General features: G+C 75.0%; 17 protein-coding genes. 12 read left to right on the top strand and 5 right to left on the bottom strand.

All coding sequences use genetic code 11. From position 1 onward, the window contains the following. The 4 genes from MNZ29_RS10505 to MNZ29_RS10490 all read right to left on the bottom strand — a co-directional run. Window positions 1–426: Hpt domain-containing protein (locus tag MNZ29_RS10505; RefSeq protein WP_242355109.1), on the bottom strand; the 426-nt coding region annotated here is incomplete at its 3' end. 14 nt (window positions 427–440) lie between these two features. Continuing rightward, the gene (locus MNZ29_RS10500) at window positions 441–947 is read right to left on the bottom strand and encodes a chemotaxis protein CheD (protein WP_308197058.1); all 507 of its coding nucleotides are present in this window, start codon (window positions 945–947) and stop codon (window positions 441–443) included. Window positions 948–960: 13 nt separating this feature from the next. Next, window positions 961–1,743, bottom strand: coding sequence for a GAF domain-containing protein (locus MNZ29_RS10495; protein WP_242355107.1), 783 nt, complete (start codon window positions 1,741–1,743; stop codon window positions 961–963). Between the two features lie 11 nt (window positions 1,744–1,754). Beyond that, the gene (locus MNZ29_RS10490) at window positions 1,755–2,126 is read right to left on the bottom strand and encodes a PleD family two-component system response regulator (RefSeq protein WP_242341349.1); all 372 of its coding nucleotides are present in this window, start codon (window positions 2,124–2,126) and stop codon (window positions 1,755–1,757) included. A 411-nt stretch (window positions 2,127–2,537) separates the two neighbouring features. Here MNZ29_RS10490 and MNZ29_RS10485 point away from each other — a divergent pair, with 411 nt between their 5' ends. Together MNZ29_RS10485 and MNZ29_RS10480 are read left to right on the top strand one after the other, a co-directional pair. After that, window positions 2,538–3,182: a hypothetical protein gene (locus tag MNZ29_RS10485; RefSeq protein ID WP_242355106.1), complete on the top strand. Its 645-nt coding sequence runs from the start codon at window positions 2,538–2,540 to the stop codon at window positions 3,180–3,182. Further along, window positions 3,179–4,114 (top strand): lamin tail domain-containing protein, encoded by a 936-nt coding sequence (locus MNZ29_RS10480; RefSeq protein ID WP_242355104.1) that lies wholly within the window; start codon window positions 3,179–3,181, stop codon window positions 4,112–4,114. Before MNZ29_RS10485 ends, MNZ29_RS10480 begins: the two co-directional genes overlap by 4 nt. A 19-nt stretch (window positions 4,115–4,133) precedes the next feature. Here MNZ29_RS10480 and MNZ29_RS10475 read toward each other — a convergent pair whose 3' ends face one another. Further along, the gene (locus tag MNZ29_RS10475; protein WP_242355102.1) at window positions 4,134–4,826 is read right to left on the bottom strand and encodes a response regulator; all 693 of its coding nucleotides are present in this window, start codon (window positions 4,824–4,826) and stop codon (window positions 4,134–4,136) included. Between the two features lie 76 nt (window positions 4,827–4,902). On the opposite strand from MNZ29_RS10475, the gene MNZ29_RS10470 reads away from it, so the two are divergent. The 10 genes from MNZ29_RS10470 (at window position 4,903) to MNZ29_RS10425 (ending at window position 15,531) form a co-directional block, all read left to right on the top strand. Beyond that, window positions 4,903–5,412 carry a chemotaxis protein CheW gene (locus MNZ29_RS10470; protein ID WP_242355100.1) on the top strand — a complete coding sequence of 170 codons (510 nt, stop codon included), beginning with the start codon at window positions 4,903–4,905 and terminating at the stop codon, window positions 5,410–5,412. After that, complete coding sequence (locus MNZ29_RS10465; RefSeq protein WP_242341344.1) at window positions 5,409–5,801, top strand: chemotaxis protein CheW; 393 nt, start codon at window positions 5,409–5,411, stop codon at window positions 5,799–5,801. The genes MNZ29_RS10470 and MNZ29_RS10465 overlap by 4 nt, the downstream gene beginning before the upstream one ends. A gap of 19 nt (window positions 5,802–5,820) precedes the next feature. Continuing rightward, entirely contained in the window at window positions 5,821–7,092 is a 1,272-nt protein-coding gene (locus MNZ29_RS10460; protein WP_242341343.1) for a methyl-accepting chemotaxis protein, read from the top strand. A gap of 38 nt (window positions 7,093–7,130) precedes the next feature. Then, window positions 7,131–9,431 (top strand): hybrid sensor histidine kinase/response regulator, encoded by a 2,301-nt coding sequence (locus tag MNZ29_RS10455; protein WP_242355098.1) that lies wholly within the window; start codon window positions 7,131–7,133, stop codon window positions 9,429–9,431. After that, window positions 9,428–10,450, top strand: a complete 1,023-nt coding sequence (gene cheB / locus MNZ29_RS10450; protein WP_242339469.1) for a chemotaxis-specific protein-glutamate methyltransferase CheB — start codon at window positions 9,428–9,430, stop codon at window positions 10,448–10,450. The genes MNZ29_RS10455 and cheB overlap by 4 nt, the downstream gene beginning before the upstream one ends. After that, entirely contained in the window at window positions 10,447–11,946 is a 1,500-nt protein-coding gene (locus MNZ29_RS10445; protein WP_242355096.1) for a CheR family methyltransferase, read from the top strand. The genes cheB and MNZ29_RS10445 overlap by 4 nt, the downstream gene beginning before the upstream one ends. 8 nt (window positions 11,947–11,954) lie before the next feature. Next, complete coding sequence (locus MNZ29_RS10440) at window positions 11,955–12,338, top strand: PleD family two-component system response regulator (RefSeq protein WP_242339466.1); 384 nt, start codon at window positions 11,955–11,957, stop codon at window positions 12,336–12,338. 117 nt (window positions 12,339–12,455) lie between these two features. Next, window positions 12,456–13,202 carry a YebC/PmpR family DNA-binding transcriptional regulator gene (locus MNZ29_RS10435; protein ID WP_242355094.1) on the top strand — a complete coding sequence of 249 codons (747 nt, stop codon included), beginning with the start codon at window positions 12,456–12,458 and terminating at the stop codon, window positions 13,200–13,202. Between the two features lie 103 nt (window positions 13,203–13,305). Continuing rightward, window positions 13,306–14,610, top strand: coding sequence for a thymidine phosphorylase (locus MNZ29_RS10430; RefSeq protein WP_242339473.1), 1,305 nt, complete (start codon window positions 13,306–13,308; stop codon window positions 14,608–14,610). Window positions 14,611–14,682: 72 nt separating this feature from the next. Beyond that, window positions 14,683–15,531 carry a purine-nucleoside phosphorylase gene (locus MNZ29_RS10425; RefSeq protein WP_242339462.1) on the top strand — a complete coding sequence of 283 codons (849 nt, stop codon included), beginning with the start codon at window positions 14,683–14,685 and terminating at the stop codon, window positions 15,529–15,531. The last annotated feature ends 40 nt before the right edge of the window (window positions 15,532–15,571 follow it).

Genomic DNA, 15,571 nt, shown 5'->3' with positions numbered 1-15,571 from the left:
GGGCTCGCCCGCGCCGGGGGCGGACCCGGCGGCCTGCGCGGCGGCGGCGAGTCGGCGCCGGAACGCGAGCGCGGCGGCGGGCTCCTCCCGCGCGCCCGCGGCGGCCGCCGCGACCGACCCGCGGAGCACGTCGACGGAGCGGAGGAGGAGCGTGACGAGCGCGTCGGTGACGCCGAGGCTCCGCCCTCGGAGCCGCTCGAGCACGTCCTCGAGGTCGTGCGCGAGCTCGCGGACGCCGTCGAAGCCGACGAGCGCGGCCCCGCCCTTCACGGTGTGCGCGTCCCGGAAGAGCGCGTGCAGGATGGCCTCGTCGCCGGGCCGTGCCTCGAGGGCGACGAGCGCCTGCTCCATGCGCCCGAACGTCTCCTCCGCCTCCGCGAGGAACGTCTGCACGAGCAGCTCGCGATCGATGCCGAGTTCGTCCATGTCGCCTCCGCCGTTCACAGCTGCCGCACCCAGGCGGTGCCCTCGTCCGCGAAGAAGATCAGCTTGCGACCCCGCGCGCCGCCGACGTCCTGGTCGAGCACCGGGATGCGGGCCTCCCCGAGGAGGCGCAGGGCGAGCTCGACGTTCTCCTCGCCGAGGTTGCGGGAGCCGCGGAACGCGCCGATGACGCTCGCGCCGCCGAACACCTTCGCGACGAGCGCGGCGCGCGCCGCCCCGGCCCGGACGACCGCGTCCACGAGCTCGGGCACCGCGACGTTGCCGAAGCGGACCGAGCGCTCGCGCCCCACCGGGTGCGGCAGGAGGAAGTGGTTCATGCCGCCGACCCCGCTCGCGGGATCGTGCAGGCACACCGCCACGCACGAGCCGAGCACGGTGGTGATGGCCGTGCGCGTGGCGGCGGTCGCGAGCTGGCCGGCGTGCAGGTAGACCTGGGCGCGGCCGGCGAGGTCGGGCGCGGCGGCGTTCGGCCGCTCGGGGAGGGTGGCGGTGCGAGCGGTCACGCGCCTCGCGGCCTCAGGCGCGCAGCGCGAGCGCGAGCCCGGCGTGCGTGGAGAGGAGGTCGAACACGGCGTGGTCCTGCTCGTCGAGGATCGGCTTGTGGCCGAGGAGCCGCCAGATGGCGAGCGCGCCGACGGTCGCGTCCCCGGCGCGCAGCGGGATGCAGGCGGAGAGCTCCGGATCGCAGGGCTCGGGGGCGGGATCGCGGCCCGCGATCCACGTGGCGCCGGACGAAGCGGCCCGGCCGATGATCCCCTCGCCGACCGCGACGGTGTGGATCGGCCCGGGGTCCACCCCGAACGCCTTCAGCAGATCGAGCGAGTCGCCGCGCCGCTCGAAGAGCGCGAGCTCCTCCGACCCCACCACGTTGATGACGATCTCCTGCACCGCGGCGACGACGTCCGCGCGCGAGCGGCCGCCGTGCAGCCGCTCCAGCGCGACGAAGAGCTGCGCGAGCTCGGTGGTGCGCTCCTGCGCGGCGACGTAGTCGTCGGAGAGCCTCCGCTGCTCGGCCTCGAGCTCCTCCACCCGTGCGCGGAGCCGGTCGCGCTCCGCGTTCGCGTGCGCGATGGCCTCGTGCGCCAGCGCGAGCTCGCTCGTGAGCCGCCGCCGCTCGTGCTCGCCCGGGTCGGAGGGCGCACCCCGACCGGGCACGGGCGTCGTCGCCTCGGAGGCGAGCCGCTGCTGCTCGGAGCGGAGCGAGGTGATCACCTCGCGCAGGCGCTCGCTCATCTTCTGGAGGTCCTGGCCCGCGGCGGCGGGCGGCGGGGGAGGGGTCCGGTCGCGCGGATCGGCCATGGCGTCGCTCGCTACTGCCCGAGGCAGCTGCGCACCTTGGCGAGCAGCTCGAGGCCGTTGATGGGCTTCGTGACGTAGTCGTTGCAGCCGCTCGCGTAGCCGGACTCGACGCTCGCGAGCTCGCCGCGCGTCGTGACCATGATGACCGGGATCTCGCGCGTGTCGGGCTGCTGGCGCAGCTTCCGGCAGGCCTCGAAGCCGTCCATGCGCGGCATCACCACGTCCATCAGGATGAGGTCCGGGCGCTCCGAGATCGCCTTCTCCACGCCCTCCGCGCCGTCCTTGGCGGTGACGACGTCGTAGGCGTCCTTCGACAGGATCATCCGCTCCATGAGGAGCACCGTGGACGAGTCGTCGACGAGCAGGATCTTCTTCCGGTCCATCACGGCGGCCTCCTCGGAGCTGCGAGCACCCGCCGAGGTGCAAGCGCGGCACCACTGCGCAGGGTGGGTGCGACGCGTACGCGCTCGCCACCGGCGCCGCCCAGGGCCCGCCGCGCTGGCCAGCCCTTTTCCCGAGGATCCGCGCCCGCCTGCGCGCGCGCCGCCGAGCCGAGCGCACGATATCGACGTACCGTGAACGGGGCGCGACGTCTCGCCCACGTGCGACAGCCGGAGGACCCGGGCTCGGGGTGTCCCGAGCCCCGGGTAGGGGGAGCCCGGGGCGCTCCGCCGCGGCATGGGGGGCGGCGGGCGCGCGGGAGACCGTCGGACGGAGCGCGGACGTGCTGCGGACGCAAACAGCCCAGGATCACGCTGAGATGCCCCGGCGCGGACCCTGCTCGGGCGCACCGCATGACCCCGATCTCCCTCGCCGTCGCCGCCGCGCTCGTCGCGGCAACCCCGCGTGCCCCCTCCACCCTCGATCCCGCGCCCGCGCGCGCGGGCCCCGCCGACGCTGCGGCCGCGGCCGACGCCGAGGCGCTCCGGGCGCTCGCGGTCCTCTCCTCGGGAGAGCCCGCCATCGCGGAGGTGCAGGCCGCCGCCGCGCAGGCGGCGGACTCCGAGGCGCCCGGCGCCGTGGGCTTCGCCCGGCGTGCACGCCTCGCCGCGCTGCTGCCGCGCCTGACCGCCGAGTACCAGCGCGACGAGCGCAGTCACCGCGTCGTCGGCCTGCAGGGCTCGGGCGAGGTGGACTACCTGCGGCTCGCGCCGGGCTTCGCCGTCACGCTCCGCGCGACGTGGGACCTGGGCGGCCTCGTCGCCGCGACGGGCGAGGTCGCCGCTGCCGCGGAGGCGACGGCCCGCGCCCGCGCCCGGGCGGAGGCGGTGAAGCGCGCCACCACCCTCTACTACGAGCGGCAGCGCCTCCGGCTCTCGCTGCTCCTCGACCCGCCCGGCAGCGCGCTCGCGCGCGCGCAGGCCGAGCTCGAGATCGATCGCCTCGGCGCCGAGCTCGCGGCGATCGCCGGCGCCCGCGGCGTGCGGGGGCGGCCGTGAGGCGCGCCGCCATCCTGCTGCTCGCCGCCGCCTGCGGCCTCCCCGAGCCCGCCCCGTTCGTGCGCGTGGAGAGCGTCGCGCCCGAGGGCCCGGGCGTCGCCCCGGAGGCGGTCGTGGCGGAGATCCGCTTCACCGCGCCCATCGCGCCCGAGGGCATCCTCGACGGCGAACGGCTCGCGCTCGTCCCCGCAGCCGACCTGCGCGAGGCGCTCGAGGCCGTCGAGTCGGACGCGGGCGCCGCGGCGCTCGCCTCGCGCGTCCCGGCGGCGGTCGCGCTCGCCGACGGAGGGCGTCGGGCGATGCTCACGCCCGGCGCGCCGCTGCGCGCGCTCGCCCCTTACGTGCTCGTGCTGTCGTCGCGCGTGCACGCCGCGGACGGACGGCCGGTGCTGGACGTCGAGGGCCGCCGCCGGCCGTCCGTGGGGGCCTTCGAGACGGCGCGCGCGGCCGGTCCGCCGCCGCGGCCGGTCGTCACCGAGGTGAGGGCGGACGCGGCGACGCCCGAGGCGGGCGGCGAGTACGTGGAGATCGCGAACCGCGGGGAGGGCGTGCTCGATCTCCTCGGCTGGCGCCTCGCGAAGCGCTCGGCGACCGGGGCGCTGTCCTCGTGCGTGGTGAGCGCGCGGCTCGAGGACGCGCTCCCGCCGGGCGCGATCGCGCTCGTCGCGGGTGGCGCGTACGACGGGCGGTACGCGCTGCCCCCCGGGACGCCCGTGCTCGCCTGCGGAGCGACCGCGCTCCTCGGCGGGATCGCCAACGAGCGGCCGCCGGAGCTCCTGCTCCTCGATCCCTCCGGCGCGGTCGCCTCCACGTTCGGCGCGGGCGGGGCGGCGCCGCTCTGCCCCGCGGCGGCGGTCCGCGTCGACGTGGACGGGCCGGACGTCGCGGAGAACCTGGCCTGCGCCGAGGGGGAGGGGACGCCCGGCGAGTGAGCCGGAGCCGGGGCCCGGGTCAGCGGGCGTTGTCGACGATCCACTTCCCGAGGAGCTCGTCCTTCAGGAGGTAGCCGTCGGCGCCGCACTCGGTCACGAGCTTCTCGACCTTCTGCTTGTCCTCGCCCGAGCAGAAGACGACCTTGATCGAGCGGAACATCTCGTTCTTCTTCACGAAGCGGCAGAACTGCGCGCCGTCCACCTTCGGCATGTTGATGTCGAGGAGGATGAGGTCGGGCCGGGTCTGGCGCTTCAGGATGATCGAGGTCGCCTTCTCGGCGTCCGGCGCGTACTGGATCTCGAAGCCCTTGGCCTCGAGCTCCTCCTTCAGCAGACGCGCGACGATCTCGGAGTCGTCCACGATGAGCACGCGGCGGCGCGCCTCGAGCGCGGCGGTGAAGCGGCGCGGCAGGTCCTCCGGCGGGGAGGACGGGACGGCGCCGTCGAGCTTCAGCTCCGCGGCCTTCTGCGCGAGCTCCTCCGGCGTCCCGTCGCCGACGAGCAGGGCGCGCCCGCGGAAGCCCCGGTCGCGCAGGAGCGGCGGCGCCTGCTTCGCGCGCACCGCGTCGACGAGCAGCGCCGCGGCGTTTCCCGCCTCGGCGACGAGCGCGTGCGGCTCGCGCTCGAGCACCACCTGGTGCCCGGCGGCCTCGAGGGCCATGCCGGTCACATGTAGGACGATCTCGCTCTCGCAGCAGATGAGGACCTTCACGTCGCCCCTCTCCCGGTGAATCAAAATAGCACCGATCTTGCCCGGTCGTCCCGGGCTCGCGGATAATCCGCGCCCGATGGCCGAGCCGAAGGAAGCGCAGCAACCCGAGTCCGGCGCCCAGGCGTCCGCGCCGGAGGCATGGTTCTTCTGCCTGAGGCTCCTCGGCGGCCGCTACGCGTTCGAGGCCCCGCTCGTCACCGAGGTGGTCCGCCTCGGTCCGCTCACGCGGCTCCCGGCCGCGCCGGCCTTCCTCCCCGGCGTGTTCACCCACCGCGGCGAGGTCCTGCCGGTGCTCGACATCGCCCAGCTCGTCGGCCAGGGGTCGGTGTCGCTCCGCCCGAGCACGCGCGCCGCGATCGTCCATTGCGGCCCGTGGAAGGTGGCGGTGGTGAGCGACTCGGTCGAGGGGCTCGTCGCGATCCCGCGCCGCCAGCTCGAGCCGCCGCCGGCCGAGTCGAGCGGCGTCGCCGAGTTCCTCTCCGCCGTCGGCCGCGACCGCGCGGGCGCCATCGCGATCCTCGATCTGCCGCGCCTCGTCGAGACCGCCCGGGCGCGCGCCGTGCCAGCGGGGAGCGCCGCGGCGTGACCGGCCCGACGAGCGAGCTCGTCCTGTTCCAGGTCGGCCCGCGCACCTTCGCGGCGGTCGTGCACGACGCCATCCGCATCGGCAGCGTGCGGGACGTGCCCGCGGAGGACCTCGTCCTCGAGACGGCGCTCGGCGCGCCGCGCGCCTGCACGCGCGGCATCGTCGTCGCGAGCCACGACGAGGCCGTGGAGCGGACCCTGGTGGTCGATCAGGTGATCGGCACCCGGAGCGTGCCGGAGGTGCAGGTGCAGCCGCTCCCCGCCTTCGCCGCCGCCTGCCTCACCTCCGGCGCCGTCACGGGCTTCGTGCTCCTCGACGGCGACCCCGTCCTCCTCGTCGACCTCCCCACCCTCGTCCGCGAGCACGCCACCTCCGCCGCGCCCGTGTGACGCCTCCCCCGGAGCAGCCATGAGCACCCGCGATCCGTTCGACGTCCAGCAGAAGCCGAAGGCCCGCGCGGCCGCGCCGCGCGCGGCGGCGGCGAAGAGGCGGAACACCGTCGTCGGCGCCGACGCCGCCCGCATCGCCGTGGTCCTCCGCGGCTTCGCCGAGGGGAACTACGACGGCCGCGTGGACGCCGGGGCGATCGACGATCCCGGCCTGCGCGCCATCGCCGAGGCGGTGAACGGGGCCGCGAGCGCGGTCGTCGAGGACCTTCGCCAGGCGCACCAGCGCGTGCAGATCGTGACGGCCGGCATCGACGAGGCCATCGAGGCGATGATCCGCCTCGTCATCCAGGGCGACCTCTCGGGCTCGCTCCGCGCCGGCTCGACCGACTCCGCGCTCACGCCGCTCATCGCCGGCATCGGCCAGGTGATGGAGACGCTGAAGAAGTTCGTCACCGAGACGCGCGAGGCGGCGATGCAGCTGTCGACCAGCTCCGCGGAGGTGCTCGCGGCGGCGACGCAGAACGAGTCCTCGACGAGCGCGCAGGCGTCGGCCATCCACGAGACGACCGCGACGATGGAGGAGCTGAAGGGCGCCTCGCACCAGATCGCCGAGAACGCGCAGATGGTGGCCGCGATCGCCGAGCAGACCCTCTCCGGCGCGAAGCAGGGCGAGGGCGCCATCAAGGCGTTCATGGGCTCGATGGAGAAGGTCCGCCACAACGCCGTCGAGGTGGACGACGCGATCGCGAAGCTCTCCAAGCGGGTCGAGCGCATCGGCACGGTCGTCGAGGTCATCGACGAGATCGCGGACCGCTCGGACCTCCTCGCCCTGAACGCCGCCCTCGAGGGGGCCAAGGCGGGCGAGGCGGGTCGCGGGTTCTCCATCGTGGCCGCCGAGATGCGCCGCCTCGCCGAGAACGTCCTCGAGTCGACGAAGGAGATCAAGAACCTCATCACGGAGATCCGCGAGGCGACGCACGCCGCCAAGGAGGCGTCCGACGGGAACAAGCGCGAGGCCTCCGAGGGCGAGAAGCTCGGCGGCAACGCCATGGCGAGCGTCTCGGGCATCCTCTCCGGCATCCAGGAGACGAGCGACGCCGCCCGCGTGATCCACCTCGCGACGCAGCAGCAGCGCACGGCGACCGAGCAGGTCGTGCAGTCGATGTCGGAGATCGAGGAGGTCACTCGCCAGGCGCAGGCCGGGTCGAAGCAGGCGACCGGCGCGGCCTCCGAGCTCACGAAGCTCGCCGAGCGCCTCGCAGAGCTCGTGAAGCGCTTCAAGGTGGAGTAGCCCGGGCCGCTCAGGGAAAGGCACGCCGCGAGCCGCGCATGGGCGTCTCCGAAGAGATCCGCAAGAAGCTCCTCCCCCGCTTCCGCGAGACCACCGCGGACCGGGTGGAGAAGATCTCGGGCGCGCTGCTCGAGCTCGAGCGCGGCGCCGGGACGCCGGAGGCGCTCGACGAGCTCGCGCGCGAGCTGCACACGCTGAAGGGCGAGGCCCGCATGATGGGCTTCGTCGGCATCTCCAGCGTGGTGCACGCGGCGGAGGACCTGCTCAAGGCGCTCCCCAAGGACAGCCCCGGCGAGCGGCTCGACGCGCTCCTCCGGGCGTGCGGCGCCATCGTGCCGATGCTCGACGCGCCCGCGGAGGGCGGGGACGCGGCCGGGAAGCTCGCGGAGTCCCTGCGCGCGCTCATCGCCGGACCGCGGGGCGCGCCGGAGGGCGCTGCGGAGGTCTCGACGGTGGCGGCGTCGCCCGCGCCCGGGCCGTCGCCTTCGCACGCGAGCTCGAGCGCGACCGCGACGACCTCGACCACGACCTCGACCACGAGCGAGCGCGCGGCCCCGGCCGCCCCGGCGCCCGCGCCGGCGCGGCCCGCGGCGCCGTCGCCCGAGGCCCGGCTCGAGCTTCGCGGGGACAAGCCGGCCGCCTCGATCCGCGTGGACGTCGACCGGCTGGACGAGATCGCCGCGCTCGCCGGCGACGTGCTCGTCGAGGGAGAGCGGGCCATCCGCCGCTCCCGCGACCTCAACGCGCTGTTCGCGCGGTGGGGCCGGCTGTCGGACCGGGTGATCGCGCTCGCCGAGCGGCTCCGCGACGCGCGCACCGCCCGGCTCGTCGAGCAGATCGAGGGAGACGTCCACCTCCTCCGCTCGGACACGTTCCGCTTCGCCCGCGCGCAGACCGAGGCCGCCTCCTCCTCCCAGGCGCAGTTCGGGATGCTCGCCGAGCGGATCGGGGAGGCGCGGCTCATCCCGCTCTCCGGCGTGCTCGCGGGCTTCCCCCTCGCCGCCCGCGACATGGCGCGCGAGCAGGGCAAGGAGGTCGAGTGCGTCGTGCGCGGCGGCGAGACCGGGGTCGACAAGGCCATCCTGCTCTCGCTCAACGACCCGCTCGTCCACCTCGTCCGCAACTGCGTCGATCACGGGCTCGAGACGCCTGCCGAGCGAGTGCAGGCGGGCAAGCCGCGCGCGGGGAAGATCGTCATCTCCGCGCGGGTGGACGGCGACCTGCTCGCCGTGACCGTGGAGGACGACGGGCGCGGGATCAGCCCGCAGAAGGTCCGCGCCTCCGCGCTGCGCAAGGGGATCATCGGCGAGCAGCAGGCGGCGAGCCTGTCGGCGCGGAACGCGCTCGACCTCATCTTCATGGCGGGGTTCTCGACGCGCGAGCAGGCGGGCGAGACGAGCGGCCGCGGGGTGGGGCTCGACGTGGTGCGCAAGCGCGTCACGGCGCTCGGCGGGTCGGTCACGGTCGAGTCCGAGGTGGGCAAGCGCACGCGGTTCACGCTGCGCATGCCGCAGTCGCTGTCGCTCATGAAGGTCCTCCTCGTCCGCATCGACGAGGACGTCTACGGGATCCCGGCCGTGGACGTGGACAGCGTCGGGCGGCTCGACCCCAAGGAGGCGACGGAGGTCGCGGGCATCCGGGCCGTGCGCTACCGCGGGCGGCTCATGCCGGTAGTCGCGCTCGGGCCCCTCCTCTCGCTCAACGGCGGCCCGCGCTCGAAGCGGCCGCTCGTGGCGTACGTCGACCACGGCAGCGAGGGCGCGGCGGTGGTGGTGGACGGGCTGCACGGCGAGCGCGAGGTGGCGGTGAAGGCGCCCGGGGCGTTCCTCAAGGGCATGCGCTTCGTCACCGGCGCCGCCGCGCTGGAGGACGGGCGCGTCGCGCTGCTCCTCTCGACCCCGGACATCGTGGCCGCGGCCCGCCGGCTCGCCTCGCCGGCCCTGGCGCGCGGCCGCGACCGGCGGCGCCTGCGGGTGCTCCTCGTGGACGACAGCGCGATCGCGCGAGAGGCGGAGGCGGCCCTGCTCCGCTCGCTCGGGCACGAGGTGGACGAGGCGGTGGACGGAGAGGACGGCTGGCGGAAGCTGCAGACCGGCAGCTACCAGCTCCTCGTCACCGACGTGCAGATGCCGGTGCTCGACGGCATCGACCTCACCCGCCGCGTGAAGGCGACGCCGCGGTTCGTGAAGCTGCCCATCGTCATCATGTCCTCGCTCTCCGCGCCCGAGGAGCGCCGCCGCGGCGTGGACGCCGGCGCCGACGCGTACATCGTCAAGGGCGAGCTCGAGGCCGAGAGCCTCGCCGCCACGCTCGAGCGGCTCTGCGGGGTCGGCGCGTGACGCCTCCACAGGCGCGGCAGGTCCGCGTCCTCGTCGCGGACGACTCCGCCCTGTTCCGCGAGCTCCTCGCCGGGGTGGTCGCGGACGGCCCGGGGTTCGAGGTGGTCGCCGTCGCGGCCGACGGACACGCCGCCGCCGCGCTCGCGCGGCAGCACCGGCCCGACGTCATCACCATGGACCTCAACATGCCCGAGGCCGACGGCTACGCGGGCATCGCGCGGATCATGGCCGAGACGCCCACCCCGATCCTGGTCCTCACCGGCAACCCCGCCGAGGCGGTCGGGTTCCGCGCGCTCTCGCTCGGCGCGCTCGACATCCTCGAGAAGCCGCACGCGACGACCGACCTCGAGACGTACGGGCGGCAGCTCCGCTCGCGCCTCAGGCTCCTCGCCGGCGTGAAGGTGATCCGCCACCTGCGCGGGCTGCGCACCGAGGGCGAGCCGCCGCCCCGGCGGAGCGCGGGCGTGGAGCTCGTCGTCATCGGCGCCTCGCTCGGCGGCCCGCGCGCGCTCGTGTCCCTCCTGCGCGGGCTCGCGCCGGTCTTCCCGGCCCCGGTCGCGATCGTGCAGCACATCGCCGACGGGTTCACCGAGGGGCTCGCGGCCTGGCTCGCCGCGGAGACCCGGCTCGACGTGCGGGAGGCGCGGGACGGCGACGTCCTCGCGCCGGGCCGGATCGTCCTCGCCCCCTCCGGCCGTCACCTCGTCGTCGCCGACGGCGCGGTGCGGCTCTCGGACTCGCCGCCGGTCGAGACCTTCAAGCCGTCGGTGACGCCGCTCTTCCTCTCGGCGGCGCGGCAGCACGGCGCGCGCGCCTGCGGCGTGATCCTCACCGGCATGGGCCGCGACGGCGCCGAGGGGCTGCGCGCCATCCGCGCGGCCGGCGGGCCGACGATCGCGCAGGACGAGGCGACGAGCGCGGTGTTCGGGATGCCGCGCGCGGCCATCGAGCTCGGGGCCGTCGATCGCGTGCTCCCGATCGAGGCGATCCCCCGCGCGCTCCAGGAGCTGACCCGGTGAGGCCGATCACGCCGGACGACCTGACGCAGCTCGCCGCGCTCCTCAAGGAGCGGGTGGGCCTGCACGTGCGCCCGGACGGTCACTCGGCGCTGCGCCTCGCCCTCGGCGCCCGGCTGGAGGAGCTCGGGCCCAACGCACCGGACGGGCGCGCGTACGTCGGCCTCCTGCGCTCGCAGGACGGCGGCGACGAGGAGCTCCGGCGGCTGCTCCCGCTCGTCACGGTCGGCAAGACGAGCTTCTTCCGCGACGAGCGCCAGTTCCGCGCGCTCGAGGCGCTGCTCCCCGGCCTCGTCGCGCGCGCGCGCGGCGGCGGCCGGCGCGTCGCGATCTGGTCGGCCGGCTGCGCCACCGGGGAGGAGCCGTACTCGATCGCGATGACCGCGGAGGGCGCCGGGGCGGAGCCCGAGCACCTCGAGCTCCTCGCCACCGACGTGAACCCGGAGGCGGTCGCGCAGGCCGCGCGCGGCGCGTACGACGCCCGGCGCGCGCGCGAGATCCCCCAGCCGCTCCGCGAGCGCCACTTCGACGCCGACGGGGATCGCCACCACGTGCGCGCGAGCCTCAGGCGGTTCATCACCGCGATCCGTCCGCACAACCTGGTCTCGGGCACCATGCCGCGGCCCGAGGGCGGGTGGGACGTCATCTTCTGCCGCAACGTCATCATCTACTTCGACACGCCCACGACGCAGCACGTGCTCACGCAGTTCCTCCACGCGCTCACGCCGGGCGGCTACCTGTTCCTCGGCTACTCCGAGTCGCTCTTCCGCATCTTCGAGGGCTTCGAGCTCACGGAGGTCGCCGGGGCGTTCCTCTACCGGCGCCCGGAGACGCCGCGCACGACGCCGCTCCCGGCCCCGCGCCCGGTTCGCCCCGTCGTCCCGGTGCCGTCCGCGCCGCCGCTCGTGCGCCACGTGTCGCTGCCCCCGGCGGCGCCCCCGCGCCTCCCCACCCCGGCGCCCATCCCGGCGCCGCAGCCGCCGCTCGCGCCCCAGGAGTACCTCGACGCCGCGGTGGCGCTGTTCGCCGACGGCCGCTTCGGCGCCGCGCGCGAGCTGCTCGAGCGGCTCCTCGAGAAGGGCGGCGAGGACCTCGCGGTGCGGCTCACGCTGGCGAACCTGTACGGCATCCTCCGGCAGACCGACCGGGCGCGCGAGTGCTACGTGGCCGCGCTCCAGCTCGAGCCGCTCAGCGCCGAGGCGCACCTCTTCTTCGGGATCCACCTGCTCGAGGAGGGCGAGACCGACGGCGCCGCCCTCGAGCTCTCGCGGGCGCTGTTCCTCGACCCCGACCTCGCGCTCGCGCATTACTGGCTCGGGCGCTGCCGCGAGGCGCAGCGCGATCCCGACCGCGCGCGGCTCGCCTACCGGAACGCGCTCGCCGCGCACGCCCGCCGGCCGGATGGGAAGCGTCAGGCCTTCCTGGGCTACTATCCGGACGTCCCCGAGGACGGCGCCGCCTTCGTCCGGGCCGCGCACTACGCCCTCGCCGCGCTGTGAGGAGAACGATGGCCGAGAAGAAGCGGATCCTGCTCCTCGACGACTCGACGATCACGCTCGAAATGGAGAAGGCCGTGCTCGAGGACCGCGGCTACAAGGTCGCGATCGCCTCGAACCTGCTCGAGTTCCAGGCGCAGCTCGACGGCTTCCAGCCGGAGATCATCCTCACCGATCTCATGATGCCGGACATCTCCGGCAAGGACATCGTCCGCGTCCTGAAGCAGGACTTCCACACCGAGAAGATCCCCATCATCCTCTTCAGCTCGAAGGGCGACGACGAGCTCGCGGAGATCTCCGAGCAGGTGGGCGCCGACGGGTTCCTCTCCAAGTCGCACGGCATCGACCGGCTCGGCGACATGGTCGACGAGATGGTGGACTCGATCCTGTGGTAGGCGCGGTTGCCCGCGGCGCCTTAGAACTCCCCACGATTGCTTGAAGATCCGGGGGAGCGCGTGCTACCTCGGGACGAGGGGCCGCCCGGGGTCGCGGCCGCCGAGAGGAACGCCGCCATGTCCGGCCACAACCGATGGTCCAAGATCAAGCGCCACAAGGAGGCGCAAGGGGCGGCCAAGGGCAAGCTCTTCTCGAAGGTCATCAAGGAGATCACCGTCGCCGCGCGAATGGGCGGCGGGGACCCCGCCGGCAACCCGCGCCTCCGCGCCGCGATCGACGCGGCCAAGGAGGCGAACATGCCGCAGGAGAACGTCACCCGCGCGGTGAAGAAGGGCACGGGCGAGCTCGAGGGCGTCTCCTACGAGGAGGTCGTCTACGAGGGGTACGGGCCGGGCGGGGTGGCGATGATCGTCGAGTGCCTCACCGACAACCGCAACCGGACCGCCGGTGACGTCCGCTCCTCCCTCGCGAAGGGCGGCGGGAACCTCGCCGCCGAGGGCGCGGTGGCGTGGAACTTCGACCGGCGCGGGGTCGTCGAGGTGAAGCCCGGCCCGACCGAGGACGAGGTCACGGAGGCGGCGATCGAGGCGGGGGCCGAGGACGTCGTGAGCCTCGGCGCGGAGGGGTTCGAGGTGCGCACGCTCCCGAACGACCTGCACGGCGTCGCCGCGGCGCTCGAGAAGAAGCTCCCGCTCGGCGCGAGGCGGCTCACCTTCGTCCCCCGGGAGACGCTGCGGATCACGGACCCGGACAAGGCGCGCTCCATGCTGAAGCTCGTGGACATGCTGGAGGACCTCGAGGACGTCCAGAACGTCCACGCCAACTTCGAGATCGACGACGAGCTGATGGAGCGGCTCGCCTGAGGCGGCAGCGGACGGCGTCGAGGGGCGGCGAACGGGCCGGCGGTCCGCACCCGCGGGGTGGGCGCGGGCGGGCCGAGGCGGCGTGAGGCTCCGGGAGGGCTGCGTGCGCGCGTACGAGATCATCCACCGCAAGCGCGACGGAGGGGCCATCCCGCCGGACGCGATCGCCGCGCTCGTCGACGGCTTCACGCGCGGCGAGATCCCCGACTACCAGATGGCCGCCTTCTGCATGGCGGTGTTCTTCCGCGGCATGGACGAGGGCGAGGTCCGCGCGCTCACCGAGGCGATGCTCCGTTCCGGCGACGTGCTCGACCTCTCCGACGTGCCGGGCGCGAAGGTCGACAAGCACTCCACGGGAGGGGTGGGGGACAAGGTCTCCCTCGCCCTCGCGCCGCTCGCCGCCGCCTGCGGCGTCAAGGTGCCGATGATCTCCGGGCGCGGCCTCGGCCACACCGGCGGCACGCTCGACAAGCTCGAGGCGATCCCGGGCTTCCGGGTGGACCTGCCGGTCGAGACGTTCCGCGCGCTGGTCCGCGACGTCGGCGCCTGCCTCGTCGGCCAGACCGAGCGGCTCGCGCCGGCGGACCGGAAGCTCTACGCGCTCCGCGACGTCACCGCGACGGTCGAGTCGATCCCGCTCATCGCCGCGTCCATCATGTCGAAGAAGCTCGCCGAGGGGATCGACGCGCTCGTCCTCGACGTGAAGGTCGGCTCGGGCGCCTTCATGAAGCGGCCCGAGGACGCGCGCGCGCTCGCGCGGACCCTCGCCGGGATCGGCCGCGGCATGGGCAAGCGCGTCTCGGCGCTCCTCACGCGCATGGACGAGCCGCTCGGCCGGGCGATCGGGAACGCGCTCGAGGTCGAGGAGACGCTGGCGCTCCTGTCGGGCGGAGGGCCGCCGGACCTGCGCGAGGTCACCGTCGAGCTCACCGCGGAGATGCTGGTCCTCGGCGACGCCGCGCCCGGCCTCGCCGCCGCGCGGGCGCGGGTCGAGGCGGCCATCGCCGACGGGAGCGGCCTCGCGAAGCTCGAGCAGATCGTCCGCGCCCAGGGGGGCGACGCGGCGGTGCTCCGCGATCCCGGCCGGCTGCCGCGCGCGCCGGCGCGCTACGACGTCGCCGCGCCCGAGGCCGGCTTCGTCACGGAGATCGACGCGGAGGCGCTCGGCCTCGCCGCGGTGGCGCTCGGGGCGGGCCGCGCGCGCGTCGAGGACCGGGTGGACCCGGCGGTCGGGATCGTGGTCGCGAAGAAGCTCGGCGATCGCGTCGAGCGGGGCGAGCCGCTCTGCACGGTGCACGCGGGCGAGCGCAGCGAGGCCCGCGAGCGGATCGCGAGGCGCATCGCGGGCGCCTACCGGATCGGCCCCGCCGCGCCCGCGGCGCGGCCGATCGTCCTCGAGCGATTGTAGGCGGCCGACCATGACCCGAGAGCAGCCAACGAGCGAAGCGGGCCCGCCGGGGCGCGCGAACAGGGGCGAGCCATGACCCACCGCGCCGATCTCTCCACGCGCCTCTCCTACGCCCTCGCCTGGATCCGGGGGAAGACGGACCTCGCGCCCGCGGCCGGGCTCGTGCTCGGCTCGGGCCTCGGGGACTTCGTCGACCGGCTCGAGCGGGCGGTGTCGATCCCCTACGAGGAGATCCCGTCGTTCCCGGTCTCGCGCGTCCCGGGGCACGCGGGGCGCCTGGTCGTCGGCGAGCTCGCCGCGCCGGGAGGGCGGGTCGCCGTCGCCGCGATGCAGGGGCGGGTGCACGGCTACGAAGGCTGGAGCGCGGCGGACGTCGCCTTCGGGGCGCGGGTGCTCTGCGCGATGCCGGTGAAGCTGCTCCTCGTGACGAACGCGGCGGGCGGCGTGAACCCCGCGTACGCCCCGGGCGAGCTCGTCCGGATGGTCGATCACCTGAACCTCTCCGGCATGAACCCGCTCGTGGGCGAGAACGACGAGCGGCTCGGTCCGCGCTTCCCCGATCTGTCGGAGGCGTACGACGCGCGCCTCGGGGCGCTGCTCGACGAGGCCGCCGCCGAGCGCGGCGTTCCGCTCCGCCGCGGCGTCTACGCCTGCATGCCGGGCCCGTCCTACGAGACGCCGGCGGAGATCAGGATGCTGCGCCTGCTCGGCGCGGACCTCGTCGGGATGTCCACGGTGCCCGAGGTCATCGCGGCGCGGCACATGGGCGTGCCGGTCGTCGGGATCTCGGTGGTGACGAACCCCGCCGCGGGGCTCTCGCGGCAGCCGCTCTCGCACGAGGAGGTCGCGGAGACCGCCGGCCGCGTCAAGGACCGGCTGGCCGCGGTCGTGGAAGGGTTCCTCCCCAGAGCGGTTCGTTGAAAAGGGTGGCCCCAGGCTGCTAGCGTCCCTTCCGGAGGGG

The organism is Anaeromyxobacter sp. SG64 (genome assembly GCF_022690745.1).
GTDB classification, from domain to species: Bacteria; Myxococcota; Myxococcia; order Myxococcales; family Anaeromyxobacteraceae; genus Anaeromyxobacter; species Anaeromyxobacter soli.
The sequence above is the reverse complement of the archived record's forward strand: the minus strand, read 5'-3'. Positions and strand labels throughout refer to the sequence as shown.

Coding starts and splice junctions, on each gene's coding strand:
- MNZ29_RS10495 (WP_242355107.1), bottom strand. CDS start 1,743: ATGGCCGATCCGCGCGACCGGACCCCTCCCCCGCCGCCCGCCGCCGCG.
- MNZ29_RS10490 (WP_242341349.1), bottom strand. CDS start 2,126: ATGGACCGGAAGAAGATCCTGCTCGTCGACGACTCGTCCACGGTGCTC.
- MNZ29_RS10485 (WP_242355106.1), top strand. CDS start 2,538: ATGACCCCGATCTCCCTCGCCGTCGCCGCCGCGCTCGTCGCGGCAACC.
- MNZ29_RS10470 (WP_242355100.1), top strand. CDS start 4,903: ATGGCCGAGCCGAAGGAAGCGCAGCAACCCGAGTCCGGCGCCCAGGCG.
- MNZ29_RS10460 (WP_242341343.1), top strand. CDS start 5,821: ATGAGCACCCGCGATCCGTTCGACGTCCAGCAGAAGCCGAAGGCCCGC.
- MNZ29_RS10455 (WP_242355098.1), top strand. CDS start 7,131: ATGGGCGTCTCCGAAGAGATCCGCAAGAAGCTCCTCCCCCGCTTCCGC.
- MNZ29_RS10440 (WP_242339466.1), top strand. CDS start 11,955: ATGGCCGAGAAGAAGCGGATCCTGCTCCTCGACGACTCGACGATCACG.
- MNZ29_RS10435 (WP_242355094.1), top strand. CDS start 12,456: ATGTCCGGCCACAACCGATGGTCCAAGATCAAGCGCCACAAGGAGGCG.
- MNZ29_RS10425 (WP_242339462.1), top strand. CDS start 14,683: ATGACCCACCGCGCCGATCTCTCCACGCGCCTCTCCTACGCCCTCGCC.